We start from the raw sequence: 23,219 nt of genomic DNA on the forward strand, positions 1-23,219 counted from the left end.
AGCTACCATAGATTCTTGTATAAAGTTCAAGTTTATTCAAGCCCTATTTTCAACGAATCGCCATCGTTTGGTGAGAGAGAAAGGAACAACGACATGGATTTGAAGGAGAAAGTGGCCGTCGTGACGGGAGGAGCGTCGGGACTGGGCAAGGCAACCGTGCAAGTGCTTCATGACGCGGGTGCCCGGGTCGCGATTTTCGACATGAACGAGCAAGAAGGCGCTGCACTGGCCGAAAAACTCGGCAGCGGCGTTATCAGTTGTGGTGTGAACATCGCCGATGACGACTCCATTGCAGCGGGCATTGCCAGCGTCGTCGATGCCTGGGGTGCCGTACACGTGGGCGTAAACTGCGCCGGCCGCGGCGGCGGGGCAACCAAGACTCTGGGCCGGAAAGGGCGCTTTCCGATGCCGCTGTTTCGCGATGTCATCAACATCAATCTGATCGGCACGTTCAGCGTGGTGAGTCAACTTGCCGAAGTGATGGCGAACAACGATCCGGACCCGAGCGGTGAGCGTGGCGTCATCATCAATGCCGCTTCAATCGCTGCCTACGAAGGTCAGCGCGGGCAGGTGGCATACGCGGCGAGCAAGGGCGGGATGATCAGCCTGACCCTGCCCATTGCGCGTGATCTGGCGTACTACGGCATCCGGATGATGTCCGTCGCTCCGGGCGTATTCGACACGCCGATTCTGAAAGGAATTACCCCGGAGTTGAAACAGAGTCTGGCGAAGGATATTCCATTTCCGCCCCGGTTGGGGGATCCGCCGGAGTTTGCGGAACTGGTGCGGCACATTGCAGAAAATCCCTACCTCAATGGCGAAACGATCCGGCTGGATGGCGCTTTGCGCATGACCTGATGTAAAGCAGACGGGCCTGAACACCCTGGTTCAGGCCCGTTAATTTTGAAGGTCTTTAAACTCCGGTCCGGGCATCTGCCAGGCGGACCGAAGTTCCGGTAACTGCTTTCAGTAGGTGGAAACCGGGTTCTCGATCTCGCAGATTCCTGCGATTCCGCTCCGAACGACATCACCGTCCTGCAACCAGCGTTCGGGTTGTTCGCCGTGTCCGACGCCTTCCGCGGTGCAGGTGAGAATGACGTCTCCCGGTTCCAGGGTCATGCCGAAACTGATCTCCGACAGGATAGCCGCGGTTCCGAGCAGGCCGGATTCGGCTCCACCCGAGAGCGCCATACCGTCGTTCAGCCACAAGCGGCAGGCCAGATCCTCAGGCTCCGCTTCGTCGGCGGTGACGAGAACCGGGCCCCAGGGGAAGAAGGTATCCAGGGATACCGCCTTGTCCCACTGTCCGTGCTTGCGTTTGAGATCGGAACTGATGACGTTGGTCGCGACCGTGTATCCGAAAACGTTGTCGAGCACATCCGCCGGTTCGACGTAGGAACTGCGGGCGCCCATGACGACCGCGATGTTGGGTTCGGCATGTACCTGCGTGGCCAATTGCCGGGGCCATGAAATCGGCTGCCCTGGATCCACCGTCGCTGATGGGGCCTTGGTGTGATATCGCAACATCGGGCGGCCCTTTGGCGATCGCTCGGCCACGAAGTCGTCCCGAGTGTTGCCGCCCGCGACGGTAATGTTCTGCCTGGGCCGGTAGGGCGCATGCAGAGTGACATCCCTGATCGGGTGAGACCAGTCGGAATCCGGCTGGTCGCCCACCGCGGACGACAGGTCGCGCAAGGCGGCGAGATGTTCGACGCGGGCCAGGGATTGCAGGTCGGTTACGGAGGGAAGCGCGACATTCTTCGCCTTCGCGGCCTGGTTCAGGTCGCACACCTGCTCACCGACGAGGAATCCCACGCGGGGTTCAGCGCCGTTGGAATACGTTACGAGCTTCACTGGATCATTCTCCCGTTGACGGCGGCGAAACGTCCGGACTTCATGCGTAACCCGCCATTTTGATGGTGTTGCGCAGCAGTCCGATCCGTGAAATTTCCGCTTCCAGCACGTCGCCGTGCTGAAGCCAGGACTGGGGCAACTGTTCAAACCCGACACCCGGTCCGGTGCCGCAAATGATGATTTCGCCCGGTTCGATGGTCATTCCCTGCGAAAGAACCTCGATGAGCTTGTCGATCTTGTAAATCATGTCGCCGACCGGCCAGTCCTGCCTGAGTTCGCCGTTCACCCACTGGCGCATGCGCAACTGATTCGGGTCGCCGCAATCGCGCGGCGTGGCGATGACGGGTCCCAGTGGGCAGAAACCGTCCTGGCTCTTGCCCCGATGGTACTGCTGGTGGCCGAGTTGAAGCTCACGGGCCGACACGTCGTTGGCCACGGTGTAACCGAAAACCCAGTCATACGCATCGGCGACAGGAACATCCTTGCCTGGCTTGCCGATGACCACGGCGAGTTCGAGTTCATAGTCGACCGTACGGGTCGCTCGCTTGTCATAAACGATATCGTCGTCGTGGCCGATGATTGAATTCACCGCCTTGGTGAAATACTCGACATGCGGCGGCGCGATGGCCGGGCGCGGGATTCGGGCGAATCCATTGGCGAGATGCTGATAGTAGTTCGCGCCGACGACCCACGGATTCTTGCGCGGGATGATGGGGGGGCGGAAGGTCACATCGGCGTTCTGCCACCACCACTTACCCTCACCGTCCGCCGGCAGTTCACCGCTGCGGAATTCGTCGTAGAAGTTTTCGAGTTCGGCCCAGGTATCCGGTCCGGCTTCGATGATTCCCAGGAGTGTGTCGGGGGCGGCGGCCACGGCTTCACGGCCGTGGTGGGCCGCCGCCTTGTGCACGGAAATGGCCTGATCGCCTGCGGTGAACGCGACCATTTCCTGGTCTGCGGCTTTAATGGTAGTTATGTACATCGACAGGAGTCCTCTCGGAGCGTCGCGGTCTGAAATGAGCGGCGAGCATAACCGAAAACTTGAATTTAAGTCAAGAAATGTTCCGGCGCGAAAAAGGGGATTTCGCGCCGGAACTTTCACGTTTGCGCCTCGGGGTCAGGTGTCACCCGTCTGGTGGATTTCGGGGTTGCCGAAGGTCCACAGCACACGAAGCTTGCGATGGCGAATTCGCCAACCCTCGGGCGTGCGCGTCCATTCGTCCACGTATTCGCCCGCGATGATGTTGCTGTCGCCTCCCGGCGTGTCGGGCCGGACGTGTTGCGCATGCAGATAGCAGCTGCTGGTTGCCTCGTCACCATCGACCTGGATAGCGATATTGCCAATCAGGTGCTGGGTGACCGACATGGGCTGAAGTGCCGTGCGGCAGATGGACTCAATCGCCGGGTAGCCCTCGAGTAGCCCGATGGTTTCGTACTCGGCAGATGCCTCCGGCACGAAACAGCTCGACAGCATCGACCAGTCTCTTTGATCCAGCGCCGTGGCGTAACGGAGCAGGACGCTTCGGATATCCCGCTCGTCCCAGAGAACCTGGAGCCGGTCTGCTTCGGACGCTCCCCGCTGACCGCCGCTCATGCCGCGTCCCTCGTGTTCGCCGGCGCTTCCGGTTCGCCCCAGCCACCGCCACCTGCGGTTCTAATGCGCACCAGGGCGCCGCGCTGCAGTTCCAGCCCGGTCACCTTGTTGGCCTCGATCCAGTCGTCGGAACCCGGTTGCAGTACGTGCACCTCACCCGGCAAACCGGGTTGGCCTCCCGCCAGGCCCCAGGGTGGATCGATGGTTCGATCAAATGCCGTTTGCAAGGCCAGGGGCTCCAGGGCTTCGACAATACGCTCGATACCCGGTCCGCCGCGGCGTTTACCCGCGCCTCCGGCTTCCCGCCGCAGTCGCGTTGACTGAATGCGCAACGGAAACCGCGCTTCCAGCAGTTCGATGGGAATGCCCGGGTTGTCGCCGTGGATAAACGACTTCAGAGGCCCGTAGCCGTCATTTTCCGAGGTGGCGCCGAAACCGCCGCCGTAGGATTCTATGGCCAGCCAGAATTCACCGGTCGACTCGCGATTTCCGGTGAAGAACACGCCCGACACGGTGCCGTGGTGACCTGCCGGGACGAGTTCCGGGTGCGCGTTGCCGATGGCGCGGAAGATCAGGTCGACCGTGGTGGGCGGGACCATGACCCAGAACCCTTTTGGGGCTTCGGCCGATGCACTGACCAGCGTGTCGGGTGGCGCGACGACGGATAATGCATCGAACATCCATTCGTCGGCGGGCCGGTCCGGCAGGCACAGCGCCTTGAACGCGAGCTTGGCAATGTTCACCGCACCGCCGAGGCGGCCGGAATTGATCGGTGTGGCCACCTGTTCCGGCATTCCACTGAAATCCACCTCCATGGCATCCCCGGATATCGTGATGGCGACGTGGAGATCGACGGGTTCGGTGCCCTCGACGCCGGCATTGTCGAGCCGGCAGGCCGCTTCGTAGCGTCCGTCCGGGATATTGCGCACGGCCGCGCGGCCGAGTTCCGCACTGGCTTCCGCCTGGAAGGCGATCAGCCGTTCGAGTTCCTCGGGAGTCCAGCGCTCGGCCACCCGGTCCTTCCAGCGGGAGCGCCCCAGCATGCAGCCCGCGATCTGGGCCATCAGGTCGCCGGTAATCGCCGCGGGTGAACGGGTGTTCGCCTGGATGGTCGCCATCACATCGGGCACGATATTGCCCTCCCTGACCACCCGCAGGCCACGATACTGAACGCCTTCCTCGAATACACTCTGAGCCTTCCAGCTGAGCGAGGTCGGGGCACTGCCGCCGATGTCCGCCCAGTGTGCGCGGATGACGATGTAGGCAACGATACGGCCTTTGTCGAAAATGGGAGTGCAGCAGGAGATATGATTGAGATGCTGGCCGTTGACACCGGACCAGTTGTGCAGGAACACGTCGCCTTCACGCAGTTGGTCCAGCCCGATGGCTTCTACCGCATCCCGGACCTGGGGCCCCAGGTCGCCGACGAAGATCGGCATGCTGCCGGCTGATTGGGTCAGCAGGGTGTAATCGGCCAGAACAATCCCGACGCAATAGTCCTTGTACTCGTAGATGAGTTCGCTGAAGGCCGTTCGCGTGAGATTAAGCTCGATCTCGTCAACGACCGAAGTCGTGGCGAATCTGAAAATTTCGGCTTCGACGGCGTCTATCGGTCGCGGCGGGGATTCAGCTGTTTCTTCGTGTTTCGGGTGATTCGTTTTCATTTCACTACTCGCAGTTCTGCGTGAGTTGATTGGACCGGGGGTGCGGCTCTTCAGCCGGCACTCGTCCCGGTTGCGTCCATTTGTTCGATGATGGCACTCAGGTTGGGCGGAGCCAGAGGAACACCACGCCGGGAACGAATTCGCCACCCGGCGCTCGTGCGCACGTAATCGTCCTGAAAATAGCCCGCGGCGGAAATCGGGCCGGCATCCTTCACCGCGCCATGCATCAGGTAGTAAGCCGTGCCTGCCGCCTGATCACCATCGAGGTCGATGCGGTGCGTCCCCGAAATGTGCTGGGAATACTCGTGCAGGGGGATGATTTCGCGATAGAAGCGGCGAAGTTCCTGTTCGCCCTGGATGACGCCCATACCCATGGCGGTGGCGTCCATGACGCCGTCAGGTGTAAACAGGGATACGATTCCTTCCGCATCGTGATTGTCGGCGAACCAGCAATAATCGTCGGCCAGTCGGCGGATTCTGTCGAGATCTGAAATCATTTCCATTCTCCAGGGGCAGGGGACCCTGCGGTGTTCCGCCGATAGTCCCGTATGCGTTGGAAGTTACGGTCAAGATAAAGCGTTCCGGGATCGGTGCATCCTGTTTCAGTTTGGCCAAGCTCCGTCATCACCGATTGCAGCGATTGCGCTATCCAGTCGGGAGATCGGTTAACACCTGAACGGCCAGATACGGTATCTTGCATTTTTTGTTGAATAAATTTCAAACTGCAGCCGGGGCGAGCGAATCCCTCACCGGTATTCTTTTCAATGTCGAGAACAAAAACATGACGGCCAACTCCAATACGCCCGATCCTTCCACCCGACAGCCGGATTGGCCCGCGCCTGCGGTTGCGTGGTATGCGGTTGGCGTGCTTTTTCTGGCCTACACGGTGTCGATTGCCGACCGTTTCATCCTCAGTCTTCTGATCGAACCGATCAAACAGGACCTCAATCTCAGTGATACCAAGGTCAGCCTGCTCCACGGTTTCGCCTTCGCGATTTTCTTTTCGGTCATGGGTATTCCGATCGCGCGACTCGCGGACCGGTTCAGTCGCCGGATGATCATCGCAGCGGGTGTGACGGTCTGGAGTCTGATGACCGCGGCATGCGGTATCGCCAACGGCTACTGGCAGCTTTTCGCAGCCCGAGTGGGCGTCGGGGTTGGCGAGGCCGCTTTGTCCCCGCCGGCGTATTCGATGGTGGCCGACCTGTTTCCGCCGCAGAAACTGGGCCGCGCGCTCAGTTTTTATACGACCGGCGCGTATATCGGTGCCGGTATGGTCTTCATCATCGGCGGCATGGTTCTTCAGGCAGCCATGAGCACTCCGGAAATTACCCTGCCCGTCGTCGGTACCATCAGGTCCTGGCAGGCCGCATTCTTCATAGTCGGCGTGCCCGGTCTCGCCGTGGCTCTGTTGATGTTCACGGTGCCCGAGCCGGTTCGCCGATTTCAGGCCAATGCCGCTTTCAGCGGTGATGTCCAGGATCCCATTCCGCTGCGGCAGGTGAATGAATACATGCGGCAACGCTGGCGAGTCTACGGCGCGCATATCTTCGGATTCTCTTTTCTCGCGGTCATTTTCAACGCGATCGTGGCCTGGACGCCCGCGTACCTGACCCGGAGTTTCGATCTGTCCATCGGCCAGACGGGTCCCGCTGTTGGAGTGCTGGTGCTTGTGTTCGCCACCGCCGGCATCATTGTCGGCGGCTGGTTGGCGGACCGCCTGGTAATCAGGGGATACACCGATGGTGCGATGCGAGTCGGCGTGATCGCCGGTTTGGGTTGCATACCGTTCGCTCTGCTGAGTTTGACGGTTACTTCAGTCACCGGGATTCTCGCCATGTACGGTCCGCTGCTGTTTTTCTCCAGCTTCGGTTTTGGCGCCGCCGCCGCTGCGCTGCAGCAGGCGACGCCAAATCGTCTGCGGGCCCTGGTGTCGGCTATTTATCTCTTCATCCTCAACCTGATCGCATTGGGATTGGGCCCGACCATTACGGCATCGATCACTGACTTCGTGTTTCGCGACGATCTGGCCGTCGGACGGTCCATCGCCTGTGTGGCCATCGTTTCGGGCATTCTCAGCGCCTTCATACTGGGCCGGGGCCTCAAACATTTTCGTGCCCAGGTAGCGGCGCAGGCGGCGAACTGATGCCGGTTCCATCGTTGTTCGCCTGAGTCTGCCCGCCGGGTTCATGGCACCAGGACCGCACGTCCTCGAACCGTGCCATGGCGCAGGTCGCTCAGCGCCCGGTTGATGTCCTGCAGCGGATAGGATGTCTGGGTCAGTTGGATGCGGTTGCGCGCAGCCAGTTGTGCGAGTTCCGCGAGTTCCCCCAGGGTTCCCACCAGGTTGCCTTTGATGGTCAATTCCCGGCCGGTCAGCGCGAGCGTGCCACAACAGGCTTCACCGGTATCAGCGCCAAGTGCCGAGTAAACTCCGCCGCGCCGCAGCATCGCCAGCGATTGTTCGGGGACCGGTGCGACACCCACACAGTCCATCACCAGATCGACACCCGTGCCGCCGGTCGCTTCCATGACCTGGTCGACCAGTTCGTCGCCCGCGCTCAGCGTCAGGTCCGCCCCCAGTGTTTCCGCATCCCGGAGTTTTTCGGCCACCCGGTCGACCGCAATCAGCCGTGCGGGTGAAAACAGTCTGAGCAGCTGTAGCGCGAAGTAGCCTACGCCGCCTACGCCAATGACCACGGCAACACCATCCGCCGGCAGATCGCCGCAGGCGCGTCTCACGGCGTGGTAGGCGGTCAGTCCCGCGTCCGCCAGCGAGGCCATGGGCGCCGGGTCGGTACCGGGCGGCAGTTTTACCAGCGCGTGTTCGGTGGTGCGAAACAGTTCCGCGAAGCCACCTGCGGTTCGGCCGTCGATTCCCGGAAATCGCAGGGACTCGCAGAATGATGCTTCATTCCGCCGGCAGGCGCGGCACAGGCCACAGGTAATGTGGGGATGAGCCAGGACCGGATCACCCACTTGAAGGCTGGTCACCGCGGATCCGACGGCTTCGACATAGCCCCCGTTTTCGTGTCCCAGAACGTAGGGGAATTCAGGAGCGCCCAGGACGTCCTTGAATGCGCCTTCGATCCAGTGCACATCGGAGCCGCACACGCCGGCACCGGTGACACGAACGATCACGTCGCCCGGGTGCTGGATGCGCGGGTCCTCGACTTCGGTGAGGGCCAGTTCGCGATTGAATTCGTTCAGTACGGCCGCTTTCATCGGGACAGGCTCCGATCGCTTCCGGAGAGGTCCATCACAGATCCCATTCCACGAGCAGGCGTTTAGGCGTCGGTGTGATGAAGTTCGGCTGGAACTCGACTTCCTGCTCCGGTATCCGCAGCGTGGGCAGCCGGTCGAAAATCGCATTGAAGGCGATTTTCGCCTCCAGCCTGGCCAGCGGCGCTCCCATGCAGAAGTGCGGTCCGGCGCTGAACGCGACATGTTCGAATACGTTCTTGCGGTCCGGGTCGAAGCGATCGGGGTCTTCGAAGTGTTCCTCGTCCCGATTGGCGGACGCGCCCATCCAGTAAATCGTCGAACCCGCCGGGATTTTCACGCCGGACAATTCAGTGTCGCAGGTCGTCACGCGGTTGAGACCGCGGACCACGCCGGTATGCCGCAGTGTTTCCTCCATGATGCGTTCGAGTTGGGAGCGGTCTTCGACCACGGACTGCCACAGGCCCTCCCGATGGAGCAGCCGCACCGTCTGGGTGATGTAAATCGCGGTCGTGTCCGTACCGGCGACGATGAAGGCGATGATGTTGGCCGCAATCTCTTCGTCGGTCAGCGGCGCGATGGACTCGTCCTCGGGCGGGGCCATCAGCGCTGACACGAGATCGTTCTGCGGATTCTTGCGGCGGTCCTGGATCATGTCCTGGATGTACAGGTACCAGTCGATCAGTCCCGACCACAAGGTCCGCGCTTCGTCTTCACCCATGTCGGGCGTGCCCATCAGGAGCAGGAACTGATCGGTCCATGCGCGGAATTTGGCTGAATCCTCCACCGCGAATCCCAGCACGGCGGCGATGGTTCGCATCGCCATCTTGTTGGCGAACTGGCTGACCAGATCGGCCTTGCCGTCCGCGATGAAATCGTCGATGAGATCATTCGCGATTTTCTCGATCTGGGGCGCGAACGGTGCCACGGCCGGCCGGCTGAATGTCGGCTGCATGAGTTTACGCAGGCGTTTGTGCACTTTTCCGTCCGCATTGGCCACGCTTTCTCCCACGCTGGGGAATGGGCAGCCGGGCGGGATTTCCAGGCCTTCGGGCAGCGGGACCCGCATGAAGTTCGCTCCGACGTTGGAGTATGTCCTGGAATCTTTCTGGATGGTGCGCACGTCTTCGTACCGCGTAACGCAGTACATCTGCAGTTGCGGCATCCAGAACACGGGTTGTTCCCGTCTGGCCTTCGCCAGTATCGGCCAGGGATCCTGTTTGTTGTCGGGCGCCAGCGGATCGTAATCCGGAAACAGCGGACGATCGCCGCTGACCGGGCATTGTGACTTGTCAGACTCTGTATTCATTCAATATCTCCAGAATTCAGTGGGGCTCACGCCCCAGTATGACGACGTTGTGGTACTGGGCGCCGGAACCCGCGCCTGTCGCCAGGCCGACCTGGGCGTCCGCCACCTGGCGGTCGCCGGCCTCGTGGCGGAGTTGATGCACCGCCTCAACGATTTTGAGCGTGGGACCGCCCCAGCCGATGTGGCTGTACGACATCAGTCCGCCATCGGTATTAATTGAAAGATCGCCCTCGGGACCGATTCCACCCTGGCATACGAAGTCGGCGGCCTCGCCCGGCGGGCAAAAGCCCAAGACCTCCAGTTGCCGCAGGACCTCGAAGGAGTTGATGTCATAAAGCTGGGCGAGATCGATGTCTTTCGGTTTCAGGTCCGCCATCCGGTAAGCGCGCTCGGCGGCGTCGGAGCCGATCGACCAGACTTCCTCGTAGCGGGGGGGATCGACGTACTGTTGCTTGTGCCAGTCGCAACCGCCCCCCAACACCCACACCGGTGACCGGGTGTCCCTGGCGATGTCCCGGCGCGTCACCACCATCGCGGCCGCGCCTTCGGTGGCGAGGCACAGATCGAGCAGGGTAAACGGGCTGGCGATCATGTTGGCGGACAGAATGTCTTCCGCGGTATACGGCCCGCGGCCGTACATCACGGCCTCGGGGTTGGCGTGTCCGCGGTTGCGTATGATGGCGGCGGCCTCGGCCGCGCCTTCGCGCGAGCGGGGGTGACGATGCAGGTACTGCTGCGCCAGCAGCGCGAAATGGACCGCCGTGAAGGCGCCCCACGGTGCGATGAATTCATTCTCCGGACGGGTGTAGGCGGCCACCTTCGCCGTCGCATCACGAATGGCCGCCTGCCCGCCGACGATCAACACGGAAGAGCACAGCCCGGCGGCAATCGCGGCGGCGGCATCGAGCACCGCCGGAACGCCCTGGGGGTAGGTGTCCTGAACCCAGCGAACCGGAATGCCGAGCAGCGTGGCCCAGTCCAGGGAGCCGGGATGCATGACCGTGCCTCCGGGTCCCGGCCAGCGGCCGGCCACGCCATCAATATCACTGACGTCCATGCCGGCGTCACGAATGGCGCTCAGCGCCGCGTCCAGACAGGCGGACAGCGCCGTGCGTTCGAGCCTCTTGCGCTGTTCGCTCGTGCCGACGCCGACAATGGCTGTTTGATGCAGACCACTCACGGCTCAGTCCTCGTCCGCGGCGGCGGAATAGTTCCGGCGCAGCTCGTTCTTGGCGATTTTCCCGACTGCGTTCTTGGGCAGACTGGGCACGAACTCGATGTTGCCGGGGAGCTTCACGGTGCTGAGCGAAGACTCGTTCCTGCACCAGTCGATCATGGTGGTGGCATCGGAAGCGGCCCCGGGCTTGAGCGCCACAACCGCCAGGATGGACTCGCCCCACTGCTCGTCGGGCACACCGATAACACCGACTTCGAGAACATCGGGATGCTGGTGCAGCGCCGCTTCGATTTCGGCGGGTGCGATGTTGTAGCCTCCGCGGATGATGAGATCCTTGATCCGGTCGACGATGTAGATGAAGCCGTCGTCGTCGACCCTGGCGACATCCCCGGAATGAATCCAGCCGTCGATCAGCGTGCGCGCCGTGCGGTCCGCATCCCGGTAGTAGCCCTTCATCATGTACGGCGCCGAGAAGATGACCTCGCCGCGTTCGCCTTTATCCACATCGTTTCCGGCGGGGTCCACGACCCGGACATCGATGGCGTACGAGGGCTGGCCCACGGACCGCAGCAATTCGGGACGGCCGTCCAGGGCCGTGACATGGTCGTCCTTGCGCAGCATCGTTCCGATCGATGCGATTTCCGCCATGCCGTATAACTGGTTGAAAATCGGTCCGAACCGCTCCACCAGCAGGGCGGCCTTGTCGGGGGACATGGGTGCCGCGCCGTATCCCAGGGTGTTCATCGAAGCGAGTGAATCCTGACCCGGCGCCGTTTCGAGAAGCCGGTACAGTTGCGTCGGAACCAGGTAGGAATGCGTCGCGGCGGTGCGCGCCACTTCCCGGACATAGACTTCGGCATCGAATCTGCGGGAGTCGAAAAATCCCATGGCCCCGCCCATCGTCATGCACGGTGCCATTGTGATGTGCACCGATGAATTGTGCGGAATGGCCGTCAGGTAGCGTGTCTCACGGTCGATTTCATACTCCAGGGCCGCCACCGTGGCGTGTTGCAGTACCCGGCCGTGGTCGAACCAGACGCCCTTGGGGGTTCCGGTGGTACCGCTGGTGTAGACGATGCAGAAATCGTCTTCCGGCCTGACCTGGTGCAGGGTCGCCGGTGCCAGTGACGCGGCATCGGCCAGCAGTGATTCGTAGCCGCTCGATGATGCGTCGTCGAGATCGATGAGGCGGATGTCCTGGCCCGAGATCAGATGCTCCGCCCGTTCGCGGTACTCGCCCGCGACGATCAGCACGCGGGGCTGTGCATTTTCGAAGACGTGGGCGAAGTCCGTGTCGCTCATGCGGAAATTCAGGCCGACATAGACGAGGCCGGCCTTGGCAACCCCGGCCAGAACTTCCGGAACTTCCAGGCGGTTCGGCGCCCATAGCGCGACGCGGTCGCCCTTGTCGAGCTGCAATCCGGAATGGAGGACATTTGCCAGGCGATTGCTTCTCGCGTCCAGGTCCCGCCAGAGCAATTCACGTTCGTGGTCGAAGGCCGCCAGCCGGTCGGGATAGCGACGCGCCGAGCGGGTTGTGGCCAGGCCGATATTCATGATGGGTTCGCTCCGGAGGGCCGGAATACCGGCAGCACAATGCCGTCGGCCCGGCTCTGGAAGTCAACTTCGACGGCTTGACCGATGCGCACGGATTCGTGGGGACAGTCGACGATGTTCGTCATCATGTACCAGCCCTCATCCAGGTCGACCACCGCGACCACGTAGGGCGGTTCCAACTCGTCCGTCGGGGCGCGGTGCACAACGGTGAAAGTGGAGATCACGCCTTTGCCGGAACTCTGCTCGTAGGTCCAGTCTTCGGTATGGCAGTCGGGGCAGGCAATCTGCGGAATGAAGAAATTGCGGCCGCATTGACCACATACCGGACGAACCAGGGAGCCGGCCGCGGCTGCTTCCCAGAAAGGGCGGGTTGTCGTGGACGCTTCGGCGGGCAGGGACAGGGTCATTCCGCGTCGTCCTCCTGCAGCAGCAGGTGAGCCGCTTCCCGGGCCTTCATGCCCACGCGCACGCCCCGTTTTTCGGCGGGCCCGTTGCAGGCGACGATGATCCCGTCGTGATAGGTCGAATACGCATCGCCAATGGCGGCCGATTTGGCCGAGACGCTGGCGCCGGCCAGCCCTTCTTTTTCCACGATGGCGAGACCGGCGGTTCCGGAGTCGTTCTTGCCGCCGCCGCCATCCGAACAGATGAAGCCCCAGGGCTGGAATTCGAGCAGGAACGACGCACCGGAAGTACCGGTATGGCCGGCCGTCACGAGTACGTTGCGGCCCTTGTCTTCCGGCCGGGCAAAAATGATCGAGTCGGTTATGACGACATCGCGTCCGGTCGGAGAAGTTTCGACGACTTCGCGGCGAATTTTCGTTCCGGGTTCAACGTCTCCCGGTTCGTTCTCCAGCAGGATTCGGGCTGCCTCGGCGACGGACTGGCCCGGCCGGACACCGCAATTTTCGGCGAGAATATTGGTTCGGCTGATCACGCCGGCCTCGTAGTGATCCGCGCCATTGCCCAGTTCCGCGCTTTCGCCGTCCACGGCTGCCGCGGGAATGCCGAGCGCTTCCAGGTAATACAAACCCTGAATTCCCGCCGCATCCTTGCCGATCCCGCCGTCGTGTCCGATGACGGCGCGGGGTTTATGGGGCGCCATCAGGCGTGCGGGCAGCACGCCGATATAGGATGCCGCGACCACGACATCGCGTTCGGTGTTTCTGGCGTCCACGTAACGCGCCGAGTCCATGGTCACCACCCGGCGCCCATCCTGTTCCAGAACGATTTGTTGCGGGTGATCTTCGGTTTCGAGCAGATCAGTCAATGTACTGTCTCCGTTTCATTCTCGTTTGCCGGGGCCGCAAAGAATCGGACCGCGGCGCCGATGCGGCGTTCCCGCACGGCGTGCATGTGCCCGGGGCGTCACGCGACTTCCCCGGAGTGGGTCTACTTGAGCGTTACCAGCAGGGTCAGGTCATTGAGCACCCGGGCGTGCGATCCGGGCGGAATGACGGATGTGGACCCTTCCTCGCAGACGATCACCGGACCCTCGAGCGTGTCTCCGGCCACCAGTGAGGCCCGGTCAATCACCGGGGTCTCGATCGGTGGGGCATCCAGGCCGAAATAGGCCGTGGAACTCTGCGGCAATCCGGTTCCGCCAGCCGAACTCGGCTTGATCCGGACTTGCGGCAGGGCCCGTTTTCCGACCAGTTCGAGTTGCACGACCTCCACTTCCGACAGGGAGTCGGCATGCCCGAAGAGGGTCTGGTACTCGGCGGCGAACGCCGTGGCGAACCGGTCGCCGAAATCGTCCGTGACGTCCAGACCTTCGGTCGCGGCCGGAATTTTCAGCGTGTGTTCCTGACCGACGTAGCGCAGCATCAGGGCGTATTCGAAGACAATGTCCTCTTCGGAGGCGCCGACTCCGCTGAGCGATTTGACGAGTTCTCCACGCATGCCCTGCATCAGCCCGCGCAAATCGTCGGGATTCAGCTGGCTCAGTACCTTGCCGATCGTCGTGGTGCGTTCGAACCGGAGGTCGGCGCTCAGCATGCCGATCGCCGAAAAGTGGCCGGGGTGCATCGGGATGGCCACGTTGTGCACTCCAACATCCCGGGCCACATCACAGGCATGCATCGGCCCGGCGCCGCCCGACGCGATGAGGAGGAAATCCCGCGGGTCGCGGCCCCGTTCGAGGGTCTGCCGCCGTACCGTCCTGGCCATCGACATCACCGCGAGGTGCAGCATGCCCCGGGCCAGCCGCCGGGTTTCCATGCCCGCTTTCTTCGCCAGAGTGGACAGGGCGCGCTCGGCCGCCTCGGCATCCAGCTGCAGCGAACCGGAGAGCTGCACCTGCGGCAACCGGCCGCAATACAGGTTCGCATCGGTGATGGTCGGTTCCGTGCCGCCCTGGCCATAGCAGGCCGGTCCGGGTGAAGAGCCTGCGGATCGCGGACCCACCCGCAACCGATTGCCATCATCCAGCCACGCGATCGAACCGCCTCCGGCCCCCACCTCGAGGATATCGATGCAGGGTACCTGGGTCGGGAAGCCGCGGTTGTAGCCTCCAATCCAGTACAGGTCCGTGGACAGAAACCGTCCCTGTTCGACCAGACTGGATTTCGCCGTCGTGCCTCCCATGTCGAAAGCGACCGCGTTTTCCACGCCGTGTGATATCGCCAGATTACGGGCCGCCAGCGCACCGGAGACCGGTCCGGACTCGATGGTTCGCAGCGGAAATTCCATGGCGACTTCGACGCTCTGGGCTCCGCCATTGGAGTCCAGGACGACCAGGTCTCCCGAAAAACCGGCTGCACGGACGCCGTTGTCCAGCAGGCTCAGGTAGTTCCGCATCAGCGGAGCGACTGACGCATTCGCCGCCGCTGTGGTGAAGCGCTGATATTCGCGAGGGCTCTGACTGATGTCGGAAGACAGGCAAATGGGCAGGTCGGGGAAGGCCTCCTGCAGCCTGGCCCCGACAAGGTGTTCGTTTTCGGGCTGCACGTAGGCATTGAGGAATGCCACGGCAATCGCCTCGGGTTCGGCCTGGCGCAGTTCCTGGATCAGGGTTTCCAGTTCCTCCTCGGTCGGCTGGCGCAGGATTTCCCCGCGTGCTTCCGCGCGCTCATCGATTTCGAATCTCAACTCCCGCGGCACCAGCGGGGGATCGCGGCGAAACGTCATGCAATAAGGTTCCGGGCGGGAGTCGGTCGCCAACTCATGAATGTCGGCGAAACCCCGGGTGCACACCAGCGCGGTACGACCAACCCGTCGCTCGAGCAGTGCATTGATGACCAGCGTCGTTCCGTGGGCGAGAACGGTGTCGGGCGTCCAGGGCACGCCTGAGTCGACCGCGGCGGCAACCGCGGCTTCGTTCTCGGCTCCGACCGATGTGAGCCTCTTGCCGAGGTGAATGGCACCGTCCGGCCCAACTGCCGCGACGTCTGTAAAGGTACCGCCAATGTCCACACCGATCCGGACAGTCATGTCTTCTCCTGTTATCTGCGCAGCAACAGCAAAGCCGCTTCCCGCGCCGTCATTCCCGTATGCACCCCGCAGTCCGAGGCGTGTTGATTGCAGGCACTGATGACACCGTCACGATAGGTGCTCAGACCATCTCCCATTCGCGCGGTCGCTGAATCGACTGTCGCTCCGGCCAGTCCGTCCCGCTCCACGATCGTCAATCCGGCGATCCCGGACCGGTTCCGGCCGCCGCCGCCGTCACTGCAAATGAATCCCAGCGGGCGGGCCGAGCGCAGGTAAGGGACTGCGCTGCGGCCGGTATGCCCACCGGTGCACAGTACGTTCCGGCCCGTGTCCTCGGGCAGAGCGAACGCAATCGAGTCGGTACACACGATGCTGCGCCCCTCGATTTCGTGCACCACCGTTCGGTTGGTAACGGAGCCGGGGGCCTGGTTGTGGTGTGTCCGGGTGCCAAGCATCAGACCCGCGGCCTGTTGCACCGTCATGCCTTCCTTGACCCCCAGTTCGCGCGCCGGATGATTGAAACGCGAAATCGCACCGTGCTCGTAAACATCCCGTCCGTTCCCCAGTTCCACGGTGTTGATGTCGGCCGCAGCCGCGGGCAGGTCGAGTGCCTCGTAGTACCACAGCCCGGCGATCGCAGATCCTTCCAGCCCCATTCCGCAGTCGACGCCGATCACGCCCCGCGGGTGATGCTGCGATGTGAACCGGGCGCACAGCACTCCGCAATACGAAGCCGTTACAACGACGTCCTTGTCCCGGTTTCTCCGGTCGACATCGTAAGCCGAGTCCATGCAGACGATGCGCCCTTCCGGCGCGTCGCTGACAATGGTCTGTTTAACCGGCTTCGTGTTCACTGCGGGTATCCTGTCGCCGAACCCGCGCTTTTCGTTCAGGCGGCTGCGGCGTGACGGTTGCGTTTGCTGCCTTTGCGTTTTTGGTCAGAAATTGTAGGTGACCTGGAACAGAACCGTACGCGGCAAGTCGACCAGACCGACCGGGTCGGCCGGAACGGCGTCGTTGGTGCCGGTGCCGCTGCCACTGTTGGGGAGATCGGTTTCGCCACTGATGTGAAAATCGTCAGTGATGTTACGGGCGATGACCGCGGCCTCCCAGTGCCCCCCGGAGTGCCTGAAACGCAGGCTGGCATCCAGGTTGAAGTAGGAGTCCTGCCGCGAAAGCGGCGCGCCGAAGCTCGACGATATGAAGTCGTCGCTGTAGCGGAGGTTGCCGCCAACTTCCCAGCTGTGGCCCGATTCCGTGCCCCATTCGTAAGCCGCGTTGAGCGATGCGACCCAGTCAGGCGCCATGGCCAGCGGCTCTCCGCTCAGGTCCTGGCCCAGGCCGGCCCCGAAGTTGGTGTTGCAGCCCGCGGCAATGGACTGGCCGGTATAGCAGGGCGCGATGTAGTCGGTGTAGCGGCCCTTGTTGTAGTTCAGGTAACCGGACAGAAGCAGCCCGGGCACGGCGTTGGGTGCGTAGTCGGCTTCGAATTCAACGCCTTCGACTTTCGCCGCACCGGCATTGGTCGTGATGAACTGGAACGTCACCGAATCAAAGAAATCGACCTGCAGATCCTCATACTCGAATCGATACAGAGTCATATTGAAGCGAAGCTGATCATCGAACAGCATGCTCTTCATGCCCACCTCGAAGCCATCGCCCGTTTCCGGTTCGAATGTGACATCGCTCGGAACCGTGGCCGCGACGATCAGGGAACTGACCGCGAATCCGCCGGACTTGTAGGCGGATTTGTAGCCGGCGAAGAACGTCAGATTGTCGGCCGGGTAATAAGTCACGGTCACTTCCGGTGTCCAGTCGGTGAAGCTCTGGTCGCCATAGACCGGAACGTCCTGAAGGAACAGGCCCTGCAGCGCCGGCATGATGTAGCTCTGCACCAGGAAACTGTCACGTGTTTCGTGAATGTACCGCACGCCGGCCGCCAGCTCGGTCCGGTCGGTGGCCCGCCACGTGAGCTGGCCGAATCCCGACCAGGTTTCCGCTTCCGAGCCTGAAGGCTTGATGTAACTGGTGAACTGCGTTTCCGGGGGATTGGTGGAGATTTCCAGCGGCGCGAAGGCACCGGCCTGGTCGTGATCCCGGTCGGTGTTCTGGTAATAAAAACCCACCATGAAATTGACCGGCTGGTCGAAATAGGTCTGGAAACGCGTCTCGTTGGACCAGGCGCTCAGTGACGTATTCTGCGTTGCCGCGATGTAGCTCGTCGGAGACGCGACATTCTGGGACAGACCCCACTTGTTGCGGTGCCAGTTGTAATTGGTGACGGAGGTGATCGTCGCATTGCCGAAGTCGTAGCTGAGATCGGCCGTCATGGCCCAGGAGTTGTACTCATTATAAGACGAGCCATCTTCCTTCATGTCCGGAAGGTTGCCGCCGACGCCATCAGGGGCGTTCGGAACGTGGGCGTTGAACTCCCGTTCGCAGGGTACGGCGGGATTGGGCTGCGTGAAGCCACCGGGACATTCGAAAACCACGAAATTCCAGGCGTTGGCTTCGTCGTTGCGTTCGTTGATGCTGGCCTTGAACCTGGCGGTGAAGCGCTCGGTCGGTGTCCAGACAAGCGTGCCCCGGGCGACGTAGGCCTCTGTTCCCGGCAGCGAGCCGTCATTGGGCGCCTGGTTGCGAGTAACGGGTTCGAATGTGGCGAGATCCAGAAAGCTGATCGGCGTGTCCACCGCAGCCTGGTCGAAGTATCCGCCCCGCATGTCCGACACGCGAACGGCCAGGCGGCCGAGCAGGTTCGGCGATATCTGTCCCGAGACGAATCCTTCTGCTGAATACTCTTCGGCGGTGGTTTCGTACCCGGCCCGCATTTGAGCTTCGAATTCTTCGGTGGGGTTGGCCGTGTTGAAGGAAATCACCCCCGCGGTTGCGTTCTTGCCGAAAAAGAGCGCCTGTGGCCCTTTGAGGACTTCAATGGATGCAAGGTCGAACATGGCTTCGTTGAGAAACATGCCGTGACCGTAGTAAACGCCGTCCACCACCACGGCGGTGGATTGCTCCATGCCCATCGTGGTGCGGCCCGATCCCACGCCGCGCAGCGTGATTTGCGCCCCAGACCCGTTTGAAGAGCGTCCAATGAACAGTTCGGGAATATTCGCGGCGAGCGACTCGAGGCCGTCGAGGGCATAGCGGTCAATTTCTTCCTCGGTCAGAACGTTGACCACCACCGGAACATCCTGCAGGGACTCTTCACGCTTGCGTGCCGTGACGATGACTTCCTCGAGCCTTCCGGCTTCCAGGAGGTCGTCATCCGCCGCCGCGACGGCGGGAATTCCGGCCCAGGTGCCCAGGGTTATCGCACACAATGTCGACGTGATCGCGCTCGGATACTTTGCCTTGCTGGTCATCGTTGGGGCCCCGGTTCTGAAGTTGAATAATATTCAAACAAACATTAGAATTCCACAACCATAGTCACCTGTCAAGAAGCGGCAGGTCGATCCTGCAACACCCGGGCAAGCGATAAGGTATGTCCATAAACGACTCTTTTCAGTGCTGGTGTTACGCGTGCGGTCAGTTGGCCAATGGGCGTTGGTCTTTACCGGTCGCGTGCACTGAAATCACGGGTGATCAAGCGTAATGAGCGACAGCAAATGGAGGCATGAAACCAGTGACGCGCAACACTAAGGCAGAGGTGCTGATAATTGGTGCCGGAGCGTCAGGCGGCGTGGTGGCGAAACACCTGGCTGAGAACGGAATGGATGTCGTCGTGCTGGAGCAGGGTGACTGGGTCAACCAGGGAAAGCTTCCCGGCATCCGTCCAGACTACGAATTGCAGATCATGGGAAGGTGGAACGCCGACCCCAATGTGCGTGCCTCCGATGCCGATTACCCCGTCGACCAGACGGACTCCGAGGCGCCCGTGGTGCAGATGTTCAATGGCGTCGGCGGCAGCACGGTCCTGTTCGCGGCGGTCTGGCCACGGCCGACTCCGGCGGATTTTCATGTCAAGACCCTCGACGGCGTGGCGGACGACTGGCCCCTGACCTACCGTGAGTTGCAGCCTTATTACGAGGCCATCGATATTGAATTCGGGGCGTCCGGAATGGGTGGCAATCCGGCCTATCCGCCAGGCGCGGCACCGCCTCTGCCACCCCTTCCCATCGGCACCACCGGACGCCGGCTCGCCGAAGGCATGAACAAGCTGGGCTGGCACTGGTGGCCCGGCAACAACGCCATCGCGTCCGAGGACTACGGTGAGCTGAAGCAGTGTCTGCGTTACGGGACCTGTGTGGGCGGCTGTCCCGCCGGCGCCAAGGGTTCCGCGGACGTAACCCACTGGCCGGCGGCGATTCGGGCCGGGACCCGATTGATCACGGGGGCGCGTGTCCGGGAAATCACGCTCGATGATCAGGGTCTGGCCAATGGGGCGGTTTACATCGACCGGGACGGAAACGAACAGTTTCAAGCGGCGTCGCTCGTCATCGTCGCGGCCAACGGTATCGGCACTCCGCGCCTGTTGCTGATGTCCCGGTCGGAACGCTTCCCCGACGGACTGGCCAATTCTTCGGGCCTGGTGGGCAAGCGGCTCATGATGCATCCGTGCGCGACAGTGGCCGGCATTTTCGACGAGGAGTTCGAGGAGCACGGCCCGAGCGGGCAGAAGATCGGGTCGATGCAGTTTTACGAATCGGACCCCGCCCGGGGTTTCGTTCGGGGCGCCTATTGGACCCTGTACGACGGCATCGGCCCGCATCTGCACATGCTGCGGCGCTCACTCAGTGAGGGTCTGAGCGAAGAAGCGTTCTGGGGAGCCGGTTTTCCGGCCGCCATGAAGGAGGCGGCGCATCACACTCTGATGTGGGGCATCGTGGCTGAAGACCTGCCCGAAGAACACAATCGGGTGACGCTCGATCCCGACAAGACGGACAGCGATGGTCTGCCCGCGGCCAAAATCACCTACAAGCTGTCCGATAACACGCGGAAACTCATGGATTTTCACTGTGAGCGCGCGATGGAATCGCTGGATGCCGCCGGCGCCAGGAAAAGCTTCGTGTTTTCCCGGGATATCCCGGCAGGTCACCTGCTGGGTACAGCGCGAATGGGCGATGATCCGGAAACATCAGTGGTTGATCGGTGGGGGAAATCGCACGACGTACCGAATCTCTACCTGGTTGACGGCAGCGTGTTCGTGACGGCTTTCGGTGTCAATCCGACGTGTTCCATCGCCGCCATCGCGAAACGAACGGCGACTCATTTGGTGGAAACCCGACGGAATCAGGTGGTGTCGCAATGAAAGAATTGAATGATGTTCAACGTACTCGCCTGGCTGCTCTCGCCGATGTACTGATGCCGGCCGGGGCCGGACTGCCGGCCGCGAGCGAGGTCGACGTACATCTCACCTGGATGGATCAGGCCCTGGACGCGGTGCCGACGATGGCGCCTGCGATTCTGGCCGCACTTGAAGTTTCGGGTGAACCGGCGGAAGTCGTGGAAACGCTGCGCGAAGAGTCTCCGGATCTGTTCATGGCGCTGACTTTCGTGCTGTCAGGCGCCTATTTCATGCATCCCCGGGTGCGCCAGGCGCTGGGTTACGAAGGGCTGGCCGTGGAACCGAACCCGCCTCTCGAGGGGGAGGCCGAATACTACCTCGAAGACGACCTGCTGCAACCCGTCCTGGAGCGGGGTCCCATTTACCGGCAGGTCCCTGAAGAAGCGAACAACGCGGGTGGAACTTCATGAAAATCGTCGTTTGTATCAAGCAAGTCATGGTTCTGCCCGGAGCCGTCGTGCTGGATGGCGAAGGAACGGGTATCGATCCGCTTTTCGTCACCCGGCGATTGAATGATCCGGATCGTTACGCGGTCGAGGAAGCCATTCGCTTGTGCGAGGAGCATGGTGGCGGTGAGGTCGTGGTCGTATCCGTCGGTGGAGCCGAAGCAGACAAGGAACTTCGCAAGTGTCTGGCCATGGGGGCGCAGCGCGCCGTCCGCGTCGCGGATGACGGCCTGCAGCTTTTCGATCCGCTGGTGGTGGCCAGGGCCCTGGCGCTCGTGGCACGCCGTGAGGCGGCGGACCTGGTGCTGTGTGGCGTGCAGTCCGAAGATGCAGCGCAGCAGGCGACCGGACCGGCACTGGCCGGCGCTCTGGCGTATCCCTGTGTGTCGATGGCGACCAAAGTCGAATTCGAGCCGGACACGAGGCAACTGGTGGTTCACAAAGAGGCGAGCGGTGGGCGCACCGAGGTCGTTCAGGTGGATCTGCCCGCCGTGCTGACCGTTCAGACCGGGATCAATACGCCGCGCACCGAGTCGTTCAAGGCGGTCATGATGGCCAAGCGGGCACAGATCGAGGTCACCGAGCCCGAAGATCTTCCGCCCTCGACCATTCAGGTTCAGAGCATGTCGGCTCACGCGCCGTCCCGTGGTCAGCTGCAACTGATCGAAGGCGATCCGGCCGAGGTGGCGGCCCGGATCAGGGAACTCGTCCAGGAGGTATCACAATGACCGGGACACTCGTCATCGGAGAAATCGATGCGGGCGGGCTGAGTGAAGCCAGCGCGGAACTCGTCAGCGCGGCCGTCAGCCTGGGCCGTCCCGTCACGCTCGCCGTCGGGTCGGCGGACCCGCAGTCGGTGAGCGCCATCGACCTGCGGGGTATCGACCGGCTCATCGGTCTGCCCGTCCCCGGGGATCCTCAGGCGCATGAGGTTCGCGAGCGGGCGGTCGAAACCCTGATCGATCTCACGCAGCCGGCAACCGTATTGCTTTCCGCGAACTGGGACAATGCCGCATTCGCGGCCGGCCTGGCGGAGCGGCGCCGGTTTTCGTTCGCGACGGATGTGATTGAAATATCGAGCGAGCCCGATGGGGCGCTCGTCGTCACGCGGCCGGCGTATGGCGGCAAGGTCAACGTCAAGCTTCGAATCGATGACGAGGGCCCGTCGATCGTGCTCCCGCGCGCAGGCGTGTGGACGCCCGCGGAATCATCCGGTCAAGCCGTTCCGATGGAAGTGGTCGGCGAGGCGGTCAGCGAAGACAGCCGGGTACGCCGGATCGACTTGCTCGAGTCCGGCGCCGGAGATGCGGAACTGGCGCGGGCCGAGGTCATCTTCGGGCTCGGCCGTGGCGTGGGCAAGCCGGAGCACATTGCGGTGTTCGAGGATATCGCCCGTCAACTCGGGGTGGCGCTGGGCGCGTCGCGCCCGCTGGTGGACGTGGGTCTGGTCGACCGGCACAAGCAGATCGGTCAGTCCGGTGTCACGGTGAAACCCCGGCTCTACGTGGCGTTCGGAATCTCCGGTTCAATGCAACACATGGCCGGGATCAGCGAGAGCCGGATGATTTTCGCGGTCAACACCGACGAGGAGGCGCCCATTTTCGACGCGGCGCACCTGGGAACCCACGTCGACGCCATGGAAGTGGCCAAACACCTGCTCTCCAGCGACTGAGC

The 23,219-nt window shown here is 62.3% G+C and carries 20 protein-coding genes; 6 read left to right on the plus strand and 14 right to left on the minus strand.

Annotated elements, in window-relative coordinates:
• Window positions 1-93 precede the first annotated feature (93 nt).
• Window positions 94-858 carry an SDR family NAD(P)-dependent oxidoreductase gene (locus V3330_RS13185; RefSeq protein ID WP_354695895.1) on the plus strand — a complete coding sequence of 255 codons (765 nt, stop codon included), beginning with the start codon at window positions 94-96 and terminating at the stop codon, window positions 856-858.
• A 108-nt stretch (window positions 859-966) separates the two neighbouring features.
• On the opposite strand, the gene V3330_RS13190 is transcribed toward V3330_RS13185, so the two are convergent.
• The 5 genes from V3330_RS13190 to V3330_RS13210 all read right to left on the minus strand — a co-directional run bounded on the left by V3330_RS13190 (window position 967) and on the right by V3330_RS13210 (window position 5,609).
• Entirely contained in the window at window positions 967-1,854 is an 888-nt protein-coding gene (locus V3330_RS13190) for a fumarylacetoacetate hydrolase family protein (protein ID WP_354695896.1), read from the minus strand.
• Between the two features lie 40 nt (window positions 1,855-1,894).
• The gene (locus V3330_RS13195; RefSeq protein WP_354695897.1) at window positions 1,895-2,836 is read right to left on the minus strand and encodes a fumarylacetoacetate hydrolase family protein; all 942 of its coding nucleotides are present in this window, start codon (window positions 2,834-2,836) and stop codon (window positions 1,895-1,897) included.
• A gap of 135 nt (window positions 2,837-2,971) precedes the next feature.
• Window positions 2,972-3,448 (minus strand): nuclear transport factor 2 family protein, encoded by a 477-nt coding sequence (locus V3330_RS13200; protein WP_354695898.1) that lies wholly within the window; start codon window positions 3,446-3,448, stop codon window positions 2,972-2,974.
• Window positions 3,445-5,112 carry a hydantoinase B/oxoprolinase family protein gene (locus tag V3330_RS13205; RefSeq protein ID WP_354695899.1) on the minus strand — a complete coding sequence of 556 codons (1,668 nt, stop codon included), beginning with the start codon at window positions 5,110-5,112 and terminating at the stop codon, window positions 3,445-3,447. The genes V3330_RS13200 and V3330_RS13205 overlap by 4 nt, the downstream gene beginning before the upstream one ends.
• 50 nt (window positions 5,113-5,162) lie before the next feature.
• Complete coding sequence (locus V3330_RS13210) at window positions 5,163-5,609, minus strand: nuclear transport factor 2 family protein (protein WP_354695900.1); 447 nt, start codon at window positions 5,607-5,609, stop codon at window positions 5,163-5,165.
• Window positions 5,610-5,893: 284 nt separating this feature from the next.
• Here V3330_RS13210 and V3330_RS13215 point away from each other — a divergent pair, with 284 nt between their 5' ends.
• Window positions 5,894-7,258, plus strand: a complete 1,365-nt coding sequence (locus V3330_RS13215; protein ID WP_354695901.1) for a spinster family MFS transporter — start codon at window positions 5,894-5,896, stop codon at window positions 7,256-7,258.
• Window positions 7,259-7,299: 41 nt separating this feature from the next.
• On the opposite strand, the gene V3330_RS13220 is transcribed toward V3330_RS13215, so the two are convergent.
• The 9 genes from V3330_RS13220 to V3330_RS13260 form a co-directional block, all read right to left on the minus strand.
• A complete protein-coding gene (locus tag V3330_RS13220; protein ID WP_354695902.1) occupies window positions 7,300-8,337 on the minus strand; it encodes an NAD(P)-dependent alcohol dehydrogenase in 1,038 nt (345 codons plus the stop codon).
• 34 nt (window positions 8,338-8,371) lie between these two features.
• Entirely contained in the window at window positions 8,372-9,643 is a 1,272-nt protein-coding gene (locus tag V3330_RS13225; protein WP_354695903.1) for a cytochrome P450, read from the minus strand.
• A gap of 16 nt (window positions 9,644-9,659) precedes the next feature.
• The gene (locus V3330_RS13230) at window positions 9,660-10,823 is read right to left on the minus strand and encodes a thiolase family protein (RefSeq protein WP_354695904.1); all 1,164 of its coding nucleotides are present in this window, start codon (window positions 10,821-10,823) and stop codon (window positions 9,660-9,662) included.
• 3 nt (window positions 10,824-10,826) lie between these two features.
• Window positions 10,827-12,377: a class I adenylate-forming enzyme family protein gene (locus tag V3330_RS13235; RefSeq protein WP_354695905.1), complete on the minus strand. Its 1,551-nt coding sequence runs from the start codon at window positions 12,375-12,377 to the stop codon at window positions 10,827-10,829.
• Window positions 12,374-12,784 carry a Zn-ribbon domain-containing OB-fold protein gene (locus V3330_RS13240; protein WP_354695906.1) on the minus strand — a complete coding sequence of 137 codons (411 nt, stop codon included), beginning with the start codon at window positions 12,782-12,784 and terminating at the stop codon, window positions 12,374-12,376. The genes V3330_RS13235 and V3330_RS13240 overlap by 4 nt, the downstream gene beginning before the upstream one ends.
• Entirely contained in the window at window positions 12,781-13,647 is an 867-nt protein-coding gene (locus V3330_RS13245; RefSeq protein ID WP_354695907.1) for a hypothetical protein, read from the minus strand. The genes V3330_RS13240 and V3330_RS13245 overlap by 4 nt, the downstream gene beginning before the upstream one ends.
• 122 nt (window positions 13,648-13,769) lie before the next feature.
• Complete coding sequence (locus V3330_RS13250) at window positions 13,770-15,809, minus strand: hydantoinase/oxoprolinase family protein (protein WP_354695908.1); 2,040 nt, start codon at window positions 15,807-15,809, stop codon at window positions 13,770-13,772.
• Between the two features lie 11 nt (window positions 15,810-15,820).
• Window positions 15,821-16,663, minus strand: a complete 843-nt coding sequence (locus V3330_RS13255) for a hypothetical protein (protein ID WP_354695909.1) — start codon at window positions 16,661-16,663, stop codon at window positions 15,821-15,823.
• Between the two features lie 84 nt (window positions 16,664-16,747).
• The gene (locus tag V3330_RS13260) at window positions 16,748-19,177 is read right to left on the minus strand and encodes a TonB-dependent receptor (protein ID WP_354695910.1); all 2,430 of its coding nucleotides are present in this window, start codon (window positions 19,175-19,177) and stop codon (window positions 16,748-16,750) included.
• A 260-nt stretch (window positions 19,178-19,437) separates the two neighbouring features.
• Between V3330_RS13260 and V3330_RS13265 the strand changes: the two genes are divergently transcribed.
• From V3330_RS13265 to V3330_RS13280, 4 genes are read left to right on the plus strand one after another with little or no spacing between them, the layout of a single operon-like run.
• The gene (locus tag V3330_RS13265; protein WP_354695911.1) at window positions 19,438-21,063 is read left to right on the plus strand and encodes a GMC family oxidoreductase; all 1,626 of its coding nucleotides are present in this window, start codon (window positions 19,438-19,440) and stop codon (window positions 21,061-21,063) included.
• Window positions 21,060-21,509 (plus strand): hypothetical protein, encoded by a 450-nt coding sequence (locus tag V3330_RS13270; protein ID WP_354695912.1) that lies wholly within the window; start codon window positions 21,060-21,062, stop codon window positions 21,507-21,509. Before V3330_RS13265 ends, V3330_RS13270 begins: the two co-directional genes overlap by 4 nt.
• Window positions 21,506-22,273 (plus strand): electron transfer flavoprotein subunit beta/FixA family protein, encoded by a 768-nt coding sequence (locus V3330_RS13275; protein WP_354695913.1) that lies wholly within the window; start codon window positions 21,506-21,508, stop codon window positions 22,271-22,273. Before V3330_RS13270 ends, V3330_RS13275 begins: the two co-directional genes overlap by 4 nt.
• On the plus strand, window positions 22,270-23,217 hold the full coding sequence (locus V3330_RS13280; RefSeq protein ID WP_354695914.1) for an electron transfer flavoprotein subunit alpha/FixB family protein: 948 nt from the start codon (window positions 22,270-22,272) through the stop codon (window positions 23,215-23,217). Before V3330_RS13275 ends, V3330_RS13280 begins: the two co-directional genes overlap by 4 nt.
• Window positions 23,218-23,219 lie beyond the last annotated feature (2 nt).

The sequence above is a fragment of the Elongatibacter sediminis genome, assembly GCF_037892215.1.
GTDB classification, from domain to species: Bacteria; Pseudomonadota; Gammaproteobacteria; order Xanthomonadales; family SZUA-36; genus Elongatibacter; species Elongatibacter sediminis.